The organism is Selenomonas sp. AB3002 (genome assembly GCF_000702545.1).
Classification (GTDB): Bacteria; Bacillota; Negativicutes; order Selenomonadales; family Selenomonadaceae; genus Selenomonas_B; species Selenomonas_B ruminantium_A.
In genome coordinates, this window is record NZ_JNIO01000008.1 from 250,529 (window position 1) to 268,109 (window position 17,581).

Annotated in this window: 25 protein-coding genes; all 25 read left to right on the forward strand. The window is 51.8% G+C overall.

The features are described from left to right. The first annotated feature begins 245 nt into the window (after positions 1-245). Positions 246-797, forward strand: coding sequence for a sigma-70 family RNA polymerase sigma factor (locus P159_RS19385; protein WP_185753684.1), 552 nt, complete (start codon positions 246-248; stop codon positions 795-797). 73 nt (positions 798-870) lie between these two features. Beyond that, the gene (locus tag P159_RS0108690; protein WP_029543263.1) at positions 871-1,380 is read left to right on the forward strand and encodes a siphovirus Gp157 family protein; all 510 of its coding nucleotides are present in this window, start codon (positions 871-873) and stop codon (positions 1,378-1,380) included. Positions 1,381-1,395: 15 nt separating this feature from the next. Further along, on the forward strand, positions 1,396-2,355 hold the full coding sequence (locus P159_RS0108695; RefSeq protein ID WP_029543264.1) for an ATP-binding protein: 960 nt from the start codon (positions 1,396-1,398) through the stop codon (positions 2,353-2,355). Between the two features lie 15 nt (positions 2,356-2,370). Next, positions 2,371-2,871, forward strand: a complete 501-nt coding sequence (locus P159_RS0108700) for a hypothetical protein (protein WP_029543265.1) — start codon at positions 2,371-2,373, stop codon at positions 2,869-2,871. Positions 2,872-2,885: 14 nt separating this feature from the next. Then, positions 2,886-4,460, forward strand: a complete 1,575-nt coding sequence (locus P159_RS0108705; RefSeq protein ID WP_029543266.1) for a DEAD/DEAH box helicase — start codon at positions 2,886-2,888, stop codon at positions 4,458-4,460. Positions 4,461-4,476: 16 nt separating this feature from the next. Continuing rightward, positions 4,477-6,483, forward strand: a complete 2,007-nt coding sequence (locus P159_RS0108710) for an AAA family ATPase (RefSeq protein ID WP_029543267.1) — start codon at positions 4,477-4,479, stop codon at positions 6,481-6,483. A gap of 159 nt (positions 6,484-6,642) precedes the next feature. Next, a complete protein-coding gene (locus P159_RS0108715; RefSeq protein WP_029543268.1) occupies positions 6,643-7,110 on the forward strand; it encodes a RusA family crossover junction endodeoxyribonuclease in 468 nt (155 codons plus the stop codon). Between the two features lie 27 nt (positions 7,111-7,137). Then, positions 7,138-7,488: a hypothetical protein gene (locus tag P159_RS0108720; RefSeq protein ID WP_029543270.1), complete on the forward strand. Its 351-nt coding sequence runs from the start codon at positions 7,138-7,140 to the stop codon at positions 7,486-7,488. Between the two features lies 1 nt (position 7,489). Then, positions 7,490-7,894 carry a DUF1492 domain-containing protein gene (locus P159_RS0108725; RefSeq protein ID WP_029543271.1) on the forward strand — a complete coding sequence of 135 codons (405 nt, stop codon included), beginning with the start codon at positions 7,490-7,492 and terminating at the stop codon, positions 7,892-7,894. A 163-nt stretch (positions 7,895-8,057) separates the two neighbouring features. Next, positions 8,058-8,411: an HNH endonuclease signature motif containing protein gene (locus P159_RS19940; protein ID WP_029543272.1), complete on the forward strand. Its 354-nt coding sequence runs from the start codon at positions 8,058-8,060 to the stop codon at positions 8,409-8,411. Positions 8,412-8,654: 243 nt separating this feature from the next. Beyond that, positions 8,655-9,188 (forward strand): P27 family phage terminase small subunit, encoded by a 534-nt coding sequence (locus tag P159_RS0108735; RefSeq protein ID WP_029543273.1) that lies wholly within the window; start codon positions 8,655-8,657, stop codon positions 9,186-9,188. Between the two features lie 117 nt (positions 9,189-9,305). Next, the gene (locus P159_RS0108740) at positions 9,306-10,286 is read left to right on the forward strand and encodes a hypothetical protein (protein WP_221174088.1); all 981 of its coding nucleotides are present in this window, start codon (positions 9,306-9,308) and stop codon (positions 10,284-10,286) included. Between the two features lie 3 nt (positions 10,287-10,289). Continuing rightward, a complete protein-coding gene (locus P159_RS0108745; RefSeq protein WP_029543276.1) occupies positions 10,290-11,552 on the forward strand; it encodes a DNA methyltransferase in 1,263 nt (420 codons plus the stop codon). Positions 11,553-11,555: 3 nt separating this feature from the next. After that, positions 11,556-12,113 carry an N-acetylmuramoyl-L-alanine amidase gene (locus P159_RS0108750; RefSeq protein WP_029543277.1) on the forward strand — a complete coding sequence of 186 codons (558 nt, stop codon included), beginning with the start codon at positions 11,556-11,558 and terminating at the stop codon, positions 12,111-12,113. Next, positions 12,110-12,382, forward strand: a complete 273-nt coding sequence (locus P159_RS0108755; RefSeq protein ID WP_029543278.1) for a hypothetical protein — start codon at positions 12,110-12,112, stop codon at positions 12,380-12,382. The genes P159_RS0108750 and P159_RS0108755 overlap by 4 nt, the downstream gene beginning before the upstream one ends. Before the next feature lie 92 nt (positions 12,383-12,474). Next, complete coding sequence (locus P159_RS0108760) at positions 12,475-13,233, forward strand: hypothetical protein (protein WP_029543279.1); 759 nt, start codon at positions 12,475-12,477, stop codon at positions 13,231-13,233. A gap of 4 nt (positions 13,234-13,237) precedes the next feature. Continuing rightward, the gene (locus P159_RS0108765; RefSeq protein WP_029543280.1) at positions 13,238-13,486 is read left to right on the forward strand and encodes a DUF4314 domain-containing protein; all 249 of its coding nucleotides are present in this window, start codon (positions 13,238-13,240) and stop codon (positions 13,484-13,486) included. Positions 13,487-13,600: 114 nt separating this feature from the next. Next, complete coding sequence (locus tag P159_RS0108770) at positions 13,601-14,560, forward strand: amidoligase family protein (RefSeq protein WP_029543282.1); 960 nt, start codon at positions 13,601-13,603, stop codon at positions 14,558-14,560. Positions 14,561-14,647: 87 nt separating this feature from the next. Beyond that, positions 14,648-15,106 carry a gamma-glutamylcyclotransferase family protein gene (locus P159_RS0108775; protein WP_029543287.1) on the forward strand — a complete coding sequence of 153 codons (459 nt, stop codon included), beginning with the start codon at positions 14,648-14,650 and terminating at the stop codon, positions 15,104-15,106. Between the two features lie 109 nt (positions 15,107-15,215). Beyond that, positions 15,216-15,479, forward strand: coding sequence for a hypothetical protein (locus tag P159_RS0108780; protein WP_029543289.1), 264 nt, complete (start codon positions 15,216-15,218; stop codon positions 15,477-15,479). A 155-nt stretch (positions 15,480-15,634) separates the two neighbouring features. Beyond that, positions 15,635-16,072, forward strand: coding sequence for a hypothetical protein (locus tag P159_RS0108785; RefSeq protein WP_029543290.1), 438 nt, complete (start codon positions 15,635-15,637; stop codon positions 16,070-16,072). 149 nt (positions 16,073-16,221) lie between these two features. Beyond that, a complete protein-coding gene (locus tag P159_RS18615) occupies positions 16,222-16,446 on the forward strand; it encodes a hypothetical protein (RefSeq protein WP_037377037.1) in 225 nt (74 codons plus the stop codon). 152 nt (positions 16,447-16,598) lie between these two features. Then, positions 16,599-16,805 (forward strand): hypothetical protein, encoded by a 207-nt coding sequence (locus tag P159_RS0108795; protein WP_029543292.1) that lies wholly within the window; start codon positions 16,599-16,601, stop codon positions 16,803-16,805. Positions 16,806-16,955: 150 nt separating this feature from the next. Next, complete coding sequence (locus P159_RS0108800; protein ID WP_029543294.1) at positions 16,956-17,138, forward strand: hypothetical protein; 183 nt, start codon at positions 16,956-16,958, stop codon at positions 17,136-17,138. A gap of 174 nt (positions 17,139-17,312) precedes the next feature. Further along, on the forward strand, positions 17,313-17,522 hold the full coding sequence (locus P159_RS0108805) for a hypothetical protein (protein ID WP_029543296.1): 210 nt from the start codon (positions 17,313-17,315) through the stop codon (positions 17,520-17,522). Positions 17,523-17,581: the final 59 nt, after the last annotated feature.

Here is a 17,581-nt window from a genome sequence, read left to right on the forward strand (position 1 = left end):
TTTGTTTGCAAAAAAAAAGTCCAAAGAGAAGTCAAAAAAATCAATATCGTGCCTGAGTTGCAATAGGGCAAAGGATATTCTCATATGGTCTGACGTGTATACCGATGGCGTACATGACAATCGGATTGGGGTACCCTCACCTTGTTGCGCTCTTTTTTATGGCTGAATCAACTGGTCTGTGTATTCCCAATGGACACTGACCTGCTTTTATGTCCTTTGCCCTGCTCGGGGGAAAGGACATAGCCATGAAACTGAAATTCAAGAAAACACCGCAGAACCAGAGGAACACCTACAAGTACTATGATGCAAACGACAATTTGACCGTCACCATCAGGCCGGACAAGGAGCAGCATGTGGAGGCCATACATATCAAACTCCTGCACAGCATGGACGATGCGGAGGTCTACAACAATATCAAGAATCATGCCTCCAGGCAGGACAGCGGTCTGGAGGTTTCCATAGGCTGGCAGGAGCCGTCACGCTGGCTGCTTTCTCTGGACAGGATGCGGGATGAGGAGGAGAAGGACTTCAAGGAAAATCGGGAGCTTTTGGAAGAGGCTTCCCGTCATGAAGCTGAACGCCACAGGGATACTGGTAGGGAACTGCTCTATGAGGCGGTGCAGGAACTGGACGAACGCCAGCAGGAGCTGTTCTTTCACCGTTATATCGAGGGCATGAGCGAGACTGAACTGGCCAGGGAGGATTCTGTCAGCGTGGCAGCTATCCATCACAGGCTGAAAAGGATAGAAAAACGTCTTAAGAACATCATCTATAAAAAAATCTTGCCGGAGGGTTAAAAACATCTGAAATCCTTTGACTGGAACATGAGGGAGATTTTTACTTCCAATCATTGCAGGAAGGAGGATTTACATGTCAGCAAGACCGCTTTATGAACTGACAGCGGCCTTCAATGCCATCTTTGACCTGGCTATGGATGAGTCCATGGATATGGATGAACTGGAGTCGGGACTGAGATCTGTTGAGGGTGAGCTGGAGGAGAAGTGTGCCGGAGGGATTGCCCTTATCAAGTCCCTGGAGGCATACACAGAGGCCTATGCCAAGGAGCAGAAGCGCTTCGAGATGGAGCGCCAGGCTCTGGAGAACCGCATTCGCCGCATCAAGGAATGGTACCGCACGAATTTGGATGCCATGGGCAAAACCAAGGTGCCCACCAAGTACGGTGTGATGTCGGTGCAAAATAACGGCGGCAGGGCTCCGCTGAGAATTGATGATGAGAGCCTTATTCCCGAGGACTATCTCACTATCGTGCCGGAACGCAAGGTAGTGGATAACGAGGCGCTCTACAAGGCACTCAAGGATGGGACAGAAGTTCCCGGTGCCCATCTGGAGCCTCGCGGCAGAAGCCTGCGTATCAAGTAGAAAGGGGGAAATCAAATGCTCAATATCACCAAAGGCAAAATCCAACGTGCCCAGAAGGTGGTCATTTATGGAGCGGAGGGCATAGGAAAATCCAGTCTCGCAGCCTGCTTTCCGGATCCGCTCTTTATTGACACTGAGGGTGGCACCTCCCATATGGACGTGCGCCGCATAGAGCGACCGGAAAGCTGGGAGGAACTGTTGGCTATTGTGAAAGAAGTGGCTGTTACCCCAGATGTTTGTCAAACCCTTGTTTTGGACACGGCAGACTGGGCAGAGCAGCTTATCGTCAGCTACCTCTGCGCTAAATACAAGCAGAATAGCATCGAATCCTTCGGCTACGGCAAGGGCTACATCTATCTGGGAGAGGAATTCACCAGACTGCTGGAGGCCTTTGACAAGGTACTGGAAGCCGGTATTCATGTGGTGATTACTGCCCATGCCAAGATGAGGAAGTTCGAGCAGCCAGACGAGATGGGTGCCTATGACCGCTGGGAAATGAAGCTCAGCAAGCAGGTGGCACCGTTGCTCAAGGAATGGTGTGACCTCCTGCTGTTCTGCAACTATCAGACTTATGTGGTCACCTCTGATACCAATAAGCAGAAAGCCCAGGGCGGCAGGCGTGTCATGTACACAGCCCATCACCCTGCCTGGGATGCCAAGACCAGGGCAGACCTGCCTGAGGTATTGGAACTGGATTACAAGCATATTGCTCATCTGTTCACATCGCAGGAGAAGGGAAGGACTTCGGTCAAAAACGAGCCTGCTCCGGAGGAGTTGCCTTCAGCCGAGGTGCTGCGGAACCTGCTGAAAGAGAAGGGGGTGACGGAAGCAGAAGTCCGGCAGGTGGTAGCTGCCAGAGGGAAATACAGCGAGGATATGCCTATAGATGACTATCCAGATGATTTTATCTTTGGCTATGTCATCAAATACTGGGACCAGATCATGGACATCATAGAAGAAAACCGCAAGGATTAAAGGAGGCAAAACTTTATGGTAGATAATTTTGCAGATAACAACGTAGGCATGGACTGGAATGACACTATCGAGAATGATGGTCAGGAGTTCATTATCCTGCCGGAGGGGGACTACAACTTTGTAATCACCAACTTCGAGCGGGGACGTTTCCCTGGTAGCGCCAAGCTGCAGGCTTGCAATAAAGCCGTGCTAACCCTGCAGGTGGAAACGGATAAGGGGCCTGCCAGCATCCGCACGGACCTGCTTCTTAACAGGATGCTTGAGTTCCGTATCTCGGCTTTTTTCCGTTGTATCGGCAGGAAGAAGCACGGTGAGAAGCTGGCTATGGATTGGAATAATCTCATAGGAGCCAAGGGCAGGGCACGTTTCAAGCCTCGTGATTACGTAGACAAGGATGGCAACAAGAAGCAGGCCAATGATGTGGACCGCTTCTATGACTACGATGAGAAGTTCTTCCCCAAGGATACTACAGGTTTTGGCGGCATCCCTGAGCGCGGTTCTAATATTCCGTTCTGAGGGAGGGGAGGCAAGTGGAGCTTAGACCTTATCAGGCCGAGGCGAAACAAGCAATCCTGACTGAGTGGAGCGAGGGGCGTCGCAAGACGCTCCTTGTGCTCTGCACAGGTCTTGGCAAGACGATTGTGTTTTCCTCGGTGACGGAACATCAAGTGAATTTAGGGCATAGGGTGCTGATCATGGCACACAGGGGTGAACTGCTCACCCAGGCAGCAGAGAAGCTGAAGCTGGTGACAGGAATTGATGCTGCTTTTGAGCAGGGAGAAAGTCACAGTTTAGGCAGCCTGTTCCCGGTGACAGTAGGCTCGGTGCAGTCACTTTGCCAGGAGAAGCGGTTGGCGGCTTTCCCGCAGAATTACTTTCAGGACATCATCGTAGACGAGGCGCACCATTGCCTGTCGGATAGCTACCAGCGGGTGCTGGAGCATTTCCCGGAGGCCAATATCCTGGGAGTGACAGCTACCCCTGACCGTGGTGACAAGCAGACATTAGGGCAGTTCTTTGATTCACAGGCATACGAATATTCCATGAGCCGGGCTATCAGAGAAGGCTATCTTTCACCCGTGAAAGCCAGGATGATTCCTCTGAAACTGGATATAAGTAAGGCGAGCATCACGGGAGGTGACTATAGCGCATCAGACATAGGCTATGCATTGGAGCCATATCTACAGCAGATAGCAGAAGTCATGGCAGAGCACTGCCGGGGCAGAAAGACTGTGGTGTTTCTGCCCTTGGTGGCCATCTCCAAGAAATTTTGTCGGCTGTTGAATGACCGAGGGCTCTCTGCGGTAGAGGTCAATGGAGAAAGCGAAAACAGGTCGGAGATTCTGAGAGATTTTGAGCAAGGGAAATACAGCGTCCTCTGTAACTCCATGCTCCTAACCGAGGGCTGGGATTGTCCTGCAGTGGACTGCGTGGTGGTACTGCGTCCAACCAAAGTCAGAAGCCTTTACCAGCAGATGGTGGGTAGGGGCATGAGATTGTATCCGGGGAAAGAGAATCTTCTGCTCCTGGACTTCCTCTGGCTCACGGAAAGACATGACTTGTGTAAGCCCTCGTCCCTTATCGCCAAGGACGAGAAAATAGCTGAGGCTATGGATGAAAAAATAGAAACAGAGGGCGTGGCAGACATTCTGGATGCCGAGGAAGAAGCCGAACGGGATGTGCTCAAAGAACGTGAGGAAGCCTTGGCGCGGGAACTGGCCGAGATGCGCAGCAAGAAGAAAAAGCTGGTAGATCCCATCCAGTATGCTCTGTCCATCGCAGCAGAAGACCTGGCAGGTTATGAGCCTACTTTCCCCTGGGAGATGGGACCGCCGTCAGAGAAGCAGCTTTCCTTTCTGGAGCGTCGGGGGATACTGCCGGACACGGTGGGGAATGCCGGTCTTGCAGCACTGCTCATAGACAGATTGAAACGCCGCCAGGAAGAAGGTCTTGCCACTCCCAAGCAGATACGTTGCCTGGAGCGTTTCGGATTTCGGCAGGTGGGAACCTGGCAGTTTGACGCAGCCAGTAAACTCATTTCGAGATTGGCCGTGAATCATTGGCGCATTCCTGGCGGAATGAATCCAGCCGTTTATGTACCGTGAAAGGAAGTGTGATTTGATGGACAGCAATATTTTGTCCGCGCTCCAATACATCAACGTGGCTGATGTAGACAGAGCCACCTGGGTGTCTGTAGGAATGGCCCTTAAGGAAGAAGGATATCCCTGCTCTATTTGGGATGACTGGAGCCGCAACGATTCCCGTTACCATGCCGGTGAGTGTGAAAAGAAGTGGGAGGGCTTCAACGGTACTGCAAAACCTGTGAAGGGAGGCACCATCATCCAGCTGGCCAAGGAGCGTGGCTGGGTGCCATGCCCAGAGGGGCCTATGGCATGGGACGACACCATAGAATACGATGGCAACGAAGGCTTCAATGGTTTTGCTCCGCCGGATGCCTGGAACCCTGTGCAAGACCTGATAGATTACCTTAGCATCATCTTTGAGCCTGGGGAACGTGTAGGTTACGTCACGGGAGATGTCTGGCAGGACAGCGAAGGAAAGTGGCTCCCCAGCAAAGGCGTGTATGACCGTACTGCGGGAGAACTTATCGAATCCCTCAGAAAGCACCCGGATGACATAGGCGCAACTGTAGGAGATTGGAAGACGGAAGCTGGTGGCTGGATACGCTTCAATCCTTTGGACGGGGAGGGCGTTAAGAACGAGAATGTCACCAGATTCAAGTATGCTCTGGTAGAATCTGATACTCTGCCCATAGCCGAGCAGGATATTCTCTTCCGCAAGCTGGAACTACCCATTGCAGCACTGGTACACAGTGGTGGCAAGAGCCTGCATGCCATCGTCAAGGTAGAAGCGGGTACCTATGAGGAATACAGGAAGCGGGTGGAATTCCTCTATGACTTCCTGGAAAAGCAGGGAGTGCCCATCGACAAGCAGAACCGTAATCCTTCAAGGCTCTCTAGGATGCCGGGACTTACCAGGAATGGCAACCGTCAGTATTTGGTAGCTACAGAAATGGGTCGCAAGACTTGGACAGAATGGATGGATTTTGTGGAGGGTGTGACGGACGAACTGCCCGCCATGGAAACCCTGGCAAAGTACAAGGACAACCCGCCTAAACTGCCGGAGGAGATCATCAAGGGCATCCTGCGCCGTGGCCACAAGATGATAATCTCCGGCTCGTCGAAAGCCGGCAAGTCCTTCCTGCTGATGGAGCTCTGCGTAGCCATTGCAGAAGGAACTCCCTGGCTTGGCTTTCCCTGCCGTAAGGGTCGCGTGCTGTACGTGAACCTGGAGATTGATCCTGCCAGCTGCATCAACCGCTTCCTGAAGATTTATGAAGCTCTGGGGCTCCCCATGAAAGCTTCGGAGAACATCATCATCTGGAATCTGCGTGGCCATGCGGTGCCCCTTGATCAGCTGGTGCCTAAACTAATCCGCAGGGTGCGTGACCAGCAATTGGAGGCCATCATCATTGACCCTATCTACAAGGTCATCACCGGTGATGAGAACAACGCCTCTGAAATGGGACAGTTTTGCAACCAGTTTGACAAGATCTGTGCAGAGACTGGCTGCTCCACTATTTACTGCCATCACCATAGCAAGGGTGCCCAGGGGGGCAAGCGGGCTATGGACAGGGCATCCGGCTCTGGTGTATTTGCCCGTGATCCGGATGCGCAACTGGACATGATACGGCTGGAGCTTTCAGAAGACATCGAGAATAATGTGCGTGATGGCCATGCCACTGCCTGGAGGCTGGAATCCAATCTTCGTGAATTCGAGAATATTGAGCCTGTGAACTTTTGGTTTGAATATCCAATCCATAGGACAGACGACAGGGGTTATCTCGATGAAATGCCAGCTGAGGGAACATCGGAAGCAGGCCGGATGAAGAACAGCCATTCCAAGTCCTCTGAGGTGTGTGCCGAAGAATTCAGGTATGCCTATCAGGCTCTCAACATGGATGGGAATGTCACAGTCAAGGATATGATGGAATACCTCAATGTTACCGATAAAACCGTCTATGCGCGGATAAAAAAGATGGGAGACGAGTTTACGCTCAAAAAAGGCCGTATCATTAGGAATGACGGGGCTTCACAGGGCGTTTGACGAAATTCTTCTTCTACACTGTTTATATATAGATATATAAAGAAGAATGGTCGTTACACTCCCGAAGTGGGAAGGGCTAAATAGCCCGCCCTTCCCCTTCGAGGAGCGCAACGTAACTCAAACAGCAAAGAATACAAAAAGGAAAGGCAGGTATAGAAAATGAGATTTTTCATGGACATAAATCCCCCAACAGCTACAGCACAGGAAAAGGCAGTGCGCATGGTAAATGGCAGGCCTATATTTTACGAGCCTGCACCTCTAAAGAAAGCCAAAGCCACGTTGATGACAGGTCTAAGGAAATACGGCCCTAAGGAACCAATGCTGGGGGCCTTGGAACTTCGCACCACATGGCTGTTTCCCACAGGCAAATCCCACAAAGGCGGTGAGTGGCGCATCACTCGTCCGGACACAGACAACCTGCAGAAGATGCTGAAGGACTGCATGACGAAGTGTGGTTACTGGAAAGATGATGCCCAAGTGGTGCGTGAGGTGGTGGAAAAGCAGTGGGCCGAAGAACCTGGGATACACATTGAAATAAAGAGTCTGACATCCTATAGGGAACCTCAGATTAATGGTGAGGGATACAGCGACCCAACGGCTATGGCAGCACTCAGAAACTGTCAGTGAGAAATAGTGCAGGGGGAGGTGGAAGGGATGGATTCGTATGAGAAACTAGCCAATGGCATCATAGAGCTGGCCGTAAAAGATTATCGGCGGGCTGCGAAGTTCCTGGTCAAGCATCCCCGTACTAAGGAACTCGAGGATACAGTGGAGAAACAGCTTGCTGAGCGGAGACATAGGATTGAAAAACGGCGAAAACTCAATCTGCCTAATGGATTGGAAAGGCGTAGCAAGGAAGAACGGCTCCTGGACAGGATCTACAGCAATGAATGCATGCTGGCAGATATAGAGCGGTTCTTTCGTTCTCGGTGGTTTGGCAGTCTGACAGATATAAATGGGCAGTGGCTATTGGAGCGTTTGAGACGTGAACAGGAGGCAGGTTGAGATGGATGTGAAGGAATTCCTTGAACGGGCACTTCATTTGGACGGGGCAATCGATGCTCAGGTGGCCGAATTGACTCACTTGCGGGAACTGTCCCTGAAAATTGGCACTAGCAAACTGGAGGAGCGTGTCACCCACAGTGTCACCAGGGAAGCACCCTTTGCCAAATGGGTGGAACGCATTGTGGATAAGGAGAGGGAAATCAACGCTGAGATTGACAAACTGGTGGATGTCAAGCTGGAAATCAGCGACTTCATTGATGGCATCGACAATCCTCAGTGGCAGAGTCTCTTGCGCCATCGGTATGTCCTCTGCAAGTCCTGGCCGGATGTTGCCGTGAATATGGGGTGCAGTCTTAGAACTGTTCATCGACTTCACAAAAAAATCCTAAAAAATCTTGGGGAATGACACTGTTTGACACTATTTGGCACTGTTTGGCACTACTTGGCACATTGAGAGGTGGGGGTTGACATGGTATAGTGTAACCTAGAAAAGTGTGAATGAGATACTGACCTCCAACGGGAGCAATCCCTGCGGAGGTTTTTTATTGCCCGGAATTGAGGTTAATCTAATGCCAAGGAAACCTAAGAGGCCATGCAGATACAGCGGCTGCCCTAAGCTGACTGACCACAAGAGCGGTTACTGCGAAGACCATCGGAAGATGATGCAACAGCACTACGAGCATTTTGCCCGTGGCTATGACCATCACAAACGCTACGATGAGAAGTGGCGCAGGATTCGGAAACGCTACATTGCCAGTCATCCGCTGTGCGAGCGGTGCCAAAGTCAGGGGAGATTCACCGAGGCCAGGCTGGTGCATCACATTAAGCCGTTGGCAGAAGGGGGGGACCATGACGAGAGTAACTTGCAGAGCCTTTGCATCAGTTGTCATGAGAAGATTCACCAGCGGAGGAAAAGCGAGTGACACCCCTAGGGGCGGTCGAAATCTCTACAAGGGGGCCAATGTCCGTCCGGGCCTTGCTCTCACACGAAAAAATGGGATTTCAAACAGGGGAATAGGAGGGCGGCCTTAAAGAGGTGTTATCCCTTGCGGTGGCGGGGATAAACAAAATTTATGCAATGAAGGATATGCTTTGAAAAACGCCGATATCGTTTGAAAAACCTTTGAAAAAATACAGAAATCAAAGGCCGAAGGGAGGGATGGAAGATGGCCAAAGATGGAACTAATCGCGGCGGCGCTAGGGCAGGTGCCGGACGCAAGAAGAAAGCCCTCACCGATAAAATCAGCGAAGGCAAGGCTGTCAAGGTGACGGTGCTGCCAACGGCCAACCTCCAGGGCATAGAAATGCCCGCTCCCAAGGAGTACATGAAGGCACCACAGAAGAACGGGCAGGAAAATTACGCCGTGGAGATTTACGAGGAAACCTGGAATTGGCTGAACAAGAAGGGCTGTGCCGAGCTGGTGAGTCAGGAGCTCATTGAGCATTACGCCATGAGCGTATCTCGCTGGATTCAGTGCCAGGACGCTATTTCCAACTACGGCTTCCTGGCCAAGCATCCAACCACCGGGGCTGCTATCGTATCGCCCTATGTTAACATCAGCCTGCAGTACATGAAGCAGGCCAATCAGCTATGGTACCAGATTTACCAGGTGGTTAAGGAAAACTGCTCGGATGATTATCGTGGGGCCAACCCGCAGGAAGATGTGATGGAGCGTCTGCTTCGTTCAAGGAAGGGATAGTGATGTTGTGTGCGGATTGCCATTATTGATGGGGATCTCATTGGCCGGAAGCGTCACCGATTTCCGAATCTCGTATGCATGAAGCTGTCTGGTTATCATAAAGCCATGGGCAATCAAGTGCTGCTGAAAACAGACTATGCTGGTCTTGAGACTTTCGACAAAGTGTATATAGCTAAGGTGTTCACAGACACTCCAATCCCGTCTGCTGTGCTATCACTTCCAAATGTGGAGCACGGCGGTACGGGATTTTTTTATGACAAAGCGCCACCGTTGCCAGAGGCTATAGAGCACCACAAGCCAGATTATCATTTGTACGATGACTGGGTAGAAGGGCAAATAGCTGCTGGAAAGCGCAGGCAGGAATTCCGATACTACACAGATTATGCGATTGGCTACTTGACCAGGGGGTGCTTCCGGCATTGTGGTTTCTGCGTAAATCGAAATTATGACCATGTTCGGGTACACAGCCCTCTGGAAGAATTCATGGATACAGGCAGAAAGAAAATCTGCCTCCTGGATGATAACTTCTTCGGCTGTGCGGAGTGGAAATACTTGCTCCAGGAATTGCGTCAGACAAATCTGCCGTTCCAGTTTAAGCAAGGGCTAGACGAGCGGTTGCTTACTGACGAGCGATGTGCGCTTCTTTTTTCCTCCAAGTATGATGGCGATTATATCTTTGCCTTCGACAACTATGCAGACGCTGACGTTATCCAACAGAAGATACAGCTGCTTAGGAAGTATACCAAAGCAGTTCCTAAATTCTACTGCTTCACTGGCTATGACCGAGAAGGCCGCTGGGAGGCAGACTTTTGGAGGCGGGATCTGCTGGAGCTATTGTATCGAATTGAGATTCTGATGAGGCAGCGCTGTCTGCCATATGTTATGAGATATCAGCGGTACGGAGAAAGTCCCTACAGGGGGATGTATATTACCCTGGCCAGGTGGTGTAACCAGCCCGCCTTTTTCAAAAAGAAAAGCCTGCGAGAATTTGTATGCTGTAATGGTGAGGGGAGCGCCAGTTATCGGTATCTGAGCGGCTTTGAGAGGGCTTTTCCTGAAGCTGATTATTTTTTGGACTTGAAATTTGAGGAGGTGTAATTTTTGGGGAAAATGACAACGGACATGCAGCTTGTCTCCATCGACAAGCTGGTGCCTTATGTGAATAACGCCAGGACGCATTCACCGGAGCAGATAACCAAGCTGCGCTCATCGCTGAGGGAGTTCGGCTTTGTGAATCCAGTTATCATTGACCGAGACTTCAATGTGCTGGCTGGGCATGGACGGCTGGTGGCAGCCAAGGCTGAGAACATCAGCGAGGTGCCCTGTGTCTTTGCCGACTATCTCACCGAGGCTCAGAAGAAAGCGTACATCCTTGCCGACAACCGTTATGCGATGGACGCAGGCTGGGACGAGGAAATGCTCCGTGTCGAGATTGAAGCCTTGCAGAGCATGGACTTCGACCTGGGACTGACCGGTTTTGACGAGAAGGAAATTGCTGACCTCTTCGATACGGATGATGGCGAGGGCAAGGACGATGGCTTCGATGTGGATGCCGAGATGGAAAAGCCGTGTATCTCCAAGGCAGGGGATGTGTGGCACCTGGGCAAGCACCGGGTTATCTGTGGAGATTCCACTCTGCCGGAAACCTACCAGCGTTTGCTGGGGGAAGAGAAAGTGAATCTGGTCTGCACCGACCCGCCGTACATGGTGAATCTGGAGAGCACCTCCGGGAAAATTAAGAACGATGACCTGTCCGACAAGGAGGCCTACGAATTTCTGACTAAAGCCTTCGGATGTTTCCACGAGGCCATGGCCAAGGATGCTTCCATCTATGTTTTCTACGCAACGGCAAAAGCCCGCATCTTTCATGACGCTTATGAAGATGCGGGCTTTAAAGTTGGAGCGGGGTTGGTCTGGAAGAAGAACCGCCTAGTGCTGACCCGCACAGACTGGAAGTACATCCACGAGCCAATCATCTGGGGATGGCGCAAGGATGGCAAGCACACCTGGTATGGCGATCAGAAGCAGACCACGGTGTTTGAGTTTGACCGCATCAAGAACTCGAAGGAAGATGGCTGCGGTCATCCATCAAGCAAGCCGGTGCCTCTCATCGTCTATCTGGTCAAGCAATGCACTCAGACCAACGGCTTGGTGCTGGATGGTTTCCTTGGCTCAGCTTCAACGCTCATCGCTTGCGACCAGCTGGGACGCATTTGCTATGGTGTGGAACTGGAGCCTAAGTTTGTGGATGTAGCGGTACAGCGCTATGCGGCTGCCCATGATGGCAGTTTTGCTGATGTGTATGTGGAGCGGGATGGGGAGAAGATTCCCTATGCTGATGTTCCGAAACCAGAGGAGGTCTGACTTATGCGTGTATTTCTGAACCCCGGACATGCCCCCTGTGGCTGCCCTGACCCCGGAGCCGTCAACAGCGGCACCGGCCTGCGTGAATGTGACGTTGCCAAAAACATCGCCGTCTTGGTAGAGAAGTATCTCACTAAGGTCGGCGTTTCTGTTTCAGGCAACTTGCAGTCGGACAGCCTTTTTGAGGTGGTCAGTGCCTCCAACAATATAGATGCGGATGTGTTTGTATCAATTCACTGCAATGCATTTAACGGCGTGGCTCACGGAACTGAAACCTGGCATTACCACTCCAGCAAGTACGGCAAGCTGCTGGCGGGTTGCATTCAGCGACAGATTGTGGATGCCCTGGGCACGACAGACCGTGGCATTAAGGGGGCGGTTCCCCATACCGACAACAGCCTCTACGTGTTGAACAACACCGATGCCGTGGCGGTACTGGTGGAGACTGCCTTTATCGACAATCCCGATGACGAGGTTTTGCTCCGCACCAAGCAGGATGAGTTTGCCCGCGCCATTGCCCGTGGGATCACGGATTTTGAACAGGAGGCTGACAGTTTATGAAACTGGATTTAATCAAAAACGAACTGAAAAATCATGTGGGGGATTTTGTCAAAGCGGAGGCCAAGGAGGCCACCATTGTCTGGCTGAAGGATAAAGCCCTGCCTGCTGCCAGGGAAGTGGCTGAGGCATATACAACCGCCCTCCGCGAATCCTCTGAGAAGGAAATCGGCTGGTGCAAGTTCCGCGACCGTGTATTTCTGCCCTGCGTGGTAGATGGTGCGCTGTGGTTTGCGGGCAAGGCTTTGGAGGCAATGGCTGCCAAGCAGTAATTGTATACAACACAAAACCCTTGCTATTTCCTACGCTTAGAGCGAACATGTGACTACCAAAAGATAAGCATGAAACAAAGGAGGTCACGAAAATGGAAGTCAGGTACAACGTCAGCGGCGAGCGCCGCAAGGAAATGGTGCAGGCAGTCAGCGAAGCTCTAGAGGGCTGGAGTATTGAGTATCTGGGGGCACCGAGCTTTTCCTACCGGGTGGGGGACTTCGAGATTACAAGGGATGGCACCCTGGTTTTCTCCGACCGCACTGACAGTAAGATGGTGGAGGATGTGCTGGAAGGGTTGGAGCAGAGGGGCTTTGAATGCGAAACGCATGAGGACTTGCCGGAGGGAGAGGAACAGGCTGAGAAAGAAGGAACCGCCCCCGCAGAGGAGGCAACCGCCCCCCACGCCGAGGCAGAGCCCGTCAACCTTTCCATCAGCATGCCGAAGGATTCCTTCACGGATGCCGCCTTAGAAAATCTCGACCATCTGCTGGAAGGCAAGGGCAACCTCATCAGTAAGGCCTTCGGAATCGAAGAAGCCACCTACACCCTTGCCGAAGATAAAGTGACGTTCAACTGGTTAAACGGCGAAGTCACGCCGGAGAAGGCCAGGGCTGCACAGGACTTCATCGGCAAGCTCTGCGAGATGGCAAGGACGCAGAAAAGGGTCACGACCAAGGCCAAGGCGGTGGACAACGAGAAGTACGCCTTCCGCTGTTTCCTCCTGCGCCTTGGGCTGATTGGAGCCGAGTACAAGACCACCCGGAAAATCCTCATGGAGAACCTTTCCGGCAACGCCAGCTTCAAGTCCGGCCACAAGAAGGAGGCCGAGCATGATGCTACGGAAGCATAACGAGATGGGCTTTCCAAGCAGGGAGGAGGTACGGCATTTGCGGTACCTCTACCCGCCGGGCAGGATTGTGATGCTGGCAGAAATGTACGATGAACCGCAGGCTCCCACAAGGGGGACCTGTGGGGAAATCCGGGGCGTGGATGACGCAGGGAGCATTCTGGTCCGCTGGGACAACGGTTCTACCCTCAGCCTCATCCCCTCTGTGGACAAATTCTACCTGCTCGAGCACCGCCCAGCCGACCTTGAAAAATAACCCCTTTGTCCGCTGTGTATACACAAAGATTTACTTGATAATCACTCTCATTAGAGTGATATATACAGTAAGGAAAAACACAGCAAGCCGAAAGGCAGAAAGGGGATTTTCAAAATGAAGGCAAGCACCGCAAAGCAGATTGAGGCCTTGAAGAAGCAGACCATCGGGGTGGAGGTCGAGATGTACGGCATCAGCCGCCAGAAGGCAGCCAAGGTTGCCGCCGACTTCTTCGGCACCGGGCACCACGAGGACACGGCAGACCGCAACGGCTACTACACCTGGAGCGCATGGGACGAGCAGGGCAGGGAATGGAAATTCCAGCGGGACGTCAGCATCGACGCAGAAACCAGCAACGAGCAGACCGAACTGGTAACCCCCATCCTGACCTACGAAGACATCGAAGCCCTGCAGGAGCTTCTTCGCCGCCTCCGCCACGCTGGAGCAAAGAGCAACCCCCACCACATGTGCGGAGTACACATCCACATCGGCAAGGGCAGCCACACGGCGCAGACCCTGCGGAACCTCGCCAACATCATGGCAAGCCACGAAAGCCTGCTGGTCGCCGCCATGCGGATTGACCAGAGCCGCCTCGGACGCTACTGCCGGACAGTCAACAGGCGCTTCCTCGACAGGCTGAACAAGAAAAAGCCCCAGACCATGCAGGCCTTGGCAGACATTTGGTACGAAGGCAACGGAGCCGACCACGGCAGGAACATGCACTACAACGAAAGCCGCTACCATTGCCTCAACCTCCACGCAACCTTCACCAAGGGCACCATCGAGTTCCGACTTTTCCAGTTTGCCAACCCAACGGCAGACCGCAAGGGCGGGATTCACGCAGGGGAAATCAAGAGCTACATCCAGCTTTGCCTTGCCCTTTCCGAGATGGCCAAGGAAGTGAAGACCGCCAGCCCCAAGGAACCACAGAGGGAGAACCCCAAATTCGCAATGAGGACTTGGCTGATGCGCCTCGGATTCATCGGCGAGGAATTCGCCACCGCGAGGGAAATCCTCACAAGGAACCTTGAAGGCGACGCCGCCTTCCGCTTCGGCAGGAGCACCCCTTCAAACTGAGGGCCACCGCCCCCCAGAACCCGCCGCAAGGCGGGCTTGGGGTGGTAGAAGGGATGTTCCTTCGGAAGCAGAAAGGACGGCAGAAAAATGAAAACGAAGATTTATATTGCCTATGGAAGCAACATGGATTTAGGCCAGATGAAGTTCCGCTGCCCCGAGGCTACGCTGTTGGGGACGGGGCTGCTGGAGAGCTGGAGGCTGATGTTCAAGGGGAGCAAGACCGGGGCCTACGCCACCATCGAAAAGGAAAAAGGGCAGACGGTGCCGGTGCTCCTGTGGAGGATTACCGAGGAGGACGAGGCCAGCCTCGACCACTACGAGGGCTTTCCAACCTTCTACTACAAGCGGGTCATTCAAGCCGTGAAAACGGACGAGCACGGCAACCGCTGTGGGCTGACCCGCGGGATGGCCTACATCATGCACGAAGAACGCAAGCTGGGGATTCCCTCCAGCCATTACTTTGAAACGCTGGACAGAGCCTATCTGAAGTTCGGATTTGACGAAGAAATCCTCGGAGAAGCCTACGAATACAGCTGGCCGGATTGAAGAAAAGTATACACAAAAATCCTACGAAAATCGCTTGCTATAAATCCCCTTTAGAGCGAATATACACATACCGAAAGGGACAACCAGACAAGCGAAGGAGGAAACAAAAATGACATGGAAACAGGTTACCAACATGGAGCACCTTGCAAAGGAAGCCTACGCAGGTGGAGGAGCAGTGCTAAAGTACAATTATAGGGTCCTGGCGGTCAGATTGGATAGATTCGGTTACCGAGCAGCGATTTACGAATTCGTTGAAACCCCGGAGGAAACCGGGCTGGCAGAAACTGAATGCAGACTTAACCTCACAGCGGTAGCACCGGAATACTTCGAGGACGGAGGCCATGCGATAGCTTGGTGCATCGAGCACCTTTGAGTAACAACCCAGCGAGAACAGCCCTTCGGGGCTGTTTTTTCCTAGCAAATGTATACACAGATAAATGAGATAAATGACTTGCTATTCCTCCCATTAAGAGCGAATATACACATACCAAAAGGGAACAACCTGAACAAGCAAAGGAGGAAAACAAGATGACAAAAGCATTTGCAGAGGACTTCAAAAAGGCACGGGAACTGCGTAAGGCCATCGATGCGGCTGAAACCCCGGAAGAGGAGCAGGCGGCAAGGGAAGCCTACAGGGAATTCAGAGTAGAGCTTGAAGACAAGGGAATAGCATACAACAGATTCTACAGAGCCTACGCCGAAGCACAGAACCGGAGCAACGCCTGCATCGACTTCAGCGAGTGTATTTGGGAAAAGGAAATCCCCCAGCTGGTGACAGACCTCAAAGCCTACGGGATTGAAGAATTCACCCTTTCCTCAACTTGGAGCGGCTCGGTTAAGGTTGCCTGGGGCTTCCAGCAGAACGGCTGCATCCTCGAAGGGATGGAGGAGATCAGCGGAACTAGCCGGGACTTCAAAACTGGGGATTACGAAAAGGTTCCGGCTTTCAAATTCAAGGTGAGCTGAAGCCAAGGGGAAACGCCAAGGGGAGCCGCAAGGCTCCTTTTGAAGTATACACAGAATTCCTCAGAAAACCGCTTGCTATAATTTGCTTTTAGAGCGAACATACACATACCGAAAGGGAATCACTTAGACAAGCGAAGGAGGATGCAAGCATGTGGAGCAAAGGCAAAATCGAGATTGAAGGCACCGAGGTTCAGTATTGGGTAAAGCACTACGAGGAAGGTTCGGAATTCGGAATTGAAGGCGGAAGGATTTCCAAGCTGGAATGCCGGGCAAACGGAAAGACAATTCTTCATTACGAGAGGGGCTGGGACATGGAACCGGAAACGGAAATTGGCTACCAAGCCTATGCAATCCTCACTGAAAAATTCAACTGAAAACGGCATCAAAGTCAGCAGCCCTTCGGGGCTGTTTCTTGTCAAAGTATACACAGAAATTCTCCGTAATTCGCTTGATATAATTCGTGTTTAGAGCGAATATACACATACCGAAAGGGAACCACCTAGACAAGCGAAGGAGGAAAAACAAGATGAAAAAGCAAGAAGAATTGACCCGCAAGGAACTGAACGCCCTTTGGAAGATTGCCCAGAAAACAATCTACGGATTCGAAGGAAGAAAGCCCTTCGAACGGCGGTGGAACGATGAAGAGGATTTCCCCGACATCGCGATTTGGAGCCTTGAGGCAGCCATGACCGAGGCCTACCGCCTGGGCCAGAAGAATGCCACAAAGGCATGAAAGAAGCCAACAATCGGGACAGCCCTTCGGGGCTGTTTCTCGTTGAAGTATACACAGAAATTCTCCGAAAATCGCTTGCTATAAATCGCGTTTAGAGCGAATATACACATACCGAAAGAGAACACCGAACAAGCGAAGGAGGAAGACAAAATGAAGACGATTTACAAACTCGATGGAAAGAAAATCAGCAAGAAGGCCCTGCTCGAGAAAATGGGAGCCGAACGGGTCAAGAAGATGACCGAAGAGGCTTGGGAAACCACCATGGAAGACCCCTGGATTAGCAATGACTTCTGGATTGGGTCTGGGATGCTGAACATTTCCTTCGAGGGATAAGGAGAGGGGAGCCGCAAGGCTCCTTTTTTCGTGGGGGATTGATTGCGAAAACTTACCGGCTACAAGCCTAATGTATACACAGAAATTTTCCGAAAATCGCTTGATATTATTCGTGTTTAGAGCGAATATACACATACCGAAAGGAAAACTGGACAAGCGAAGGAGGAAAAACAAATGAGAACTCAGGAAGAAATTAAAAGAATGACTTACAAAGAATTGGAAAATGCAGTGATAAAGGCCGATTGCTATATCCGGACAATGAATGACAGAGGAAAGAAACAGCAGCTGATTAATGAAGCACACGATATGAGAATGGAAATGGACAGGCGCTGGGGAAAATGGGAGAAACGGTGCTTGGAAGAATTAGGCCAAAAGAAGCATTAAGAGAATAGGGCGGGCGGTTACGACCGCCTGCTTTTGAATATACAACAACATTTCCTCGA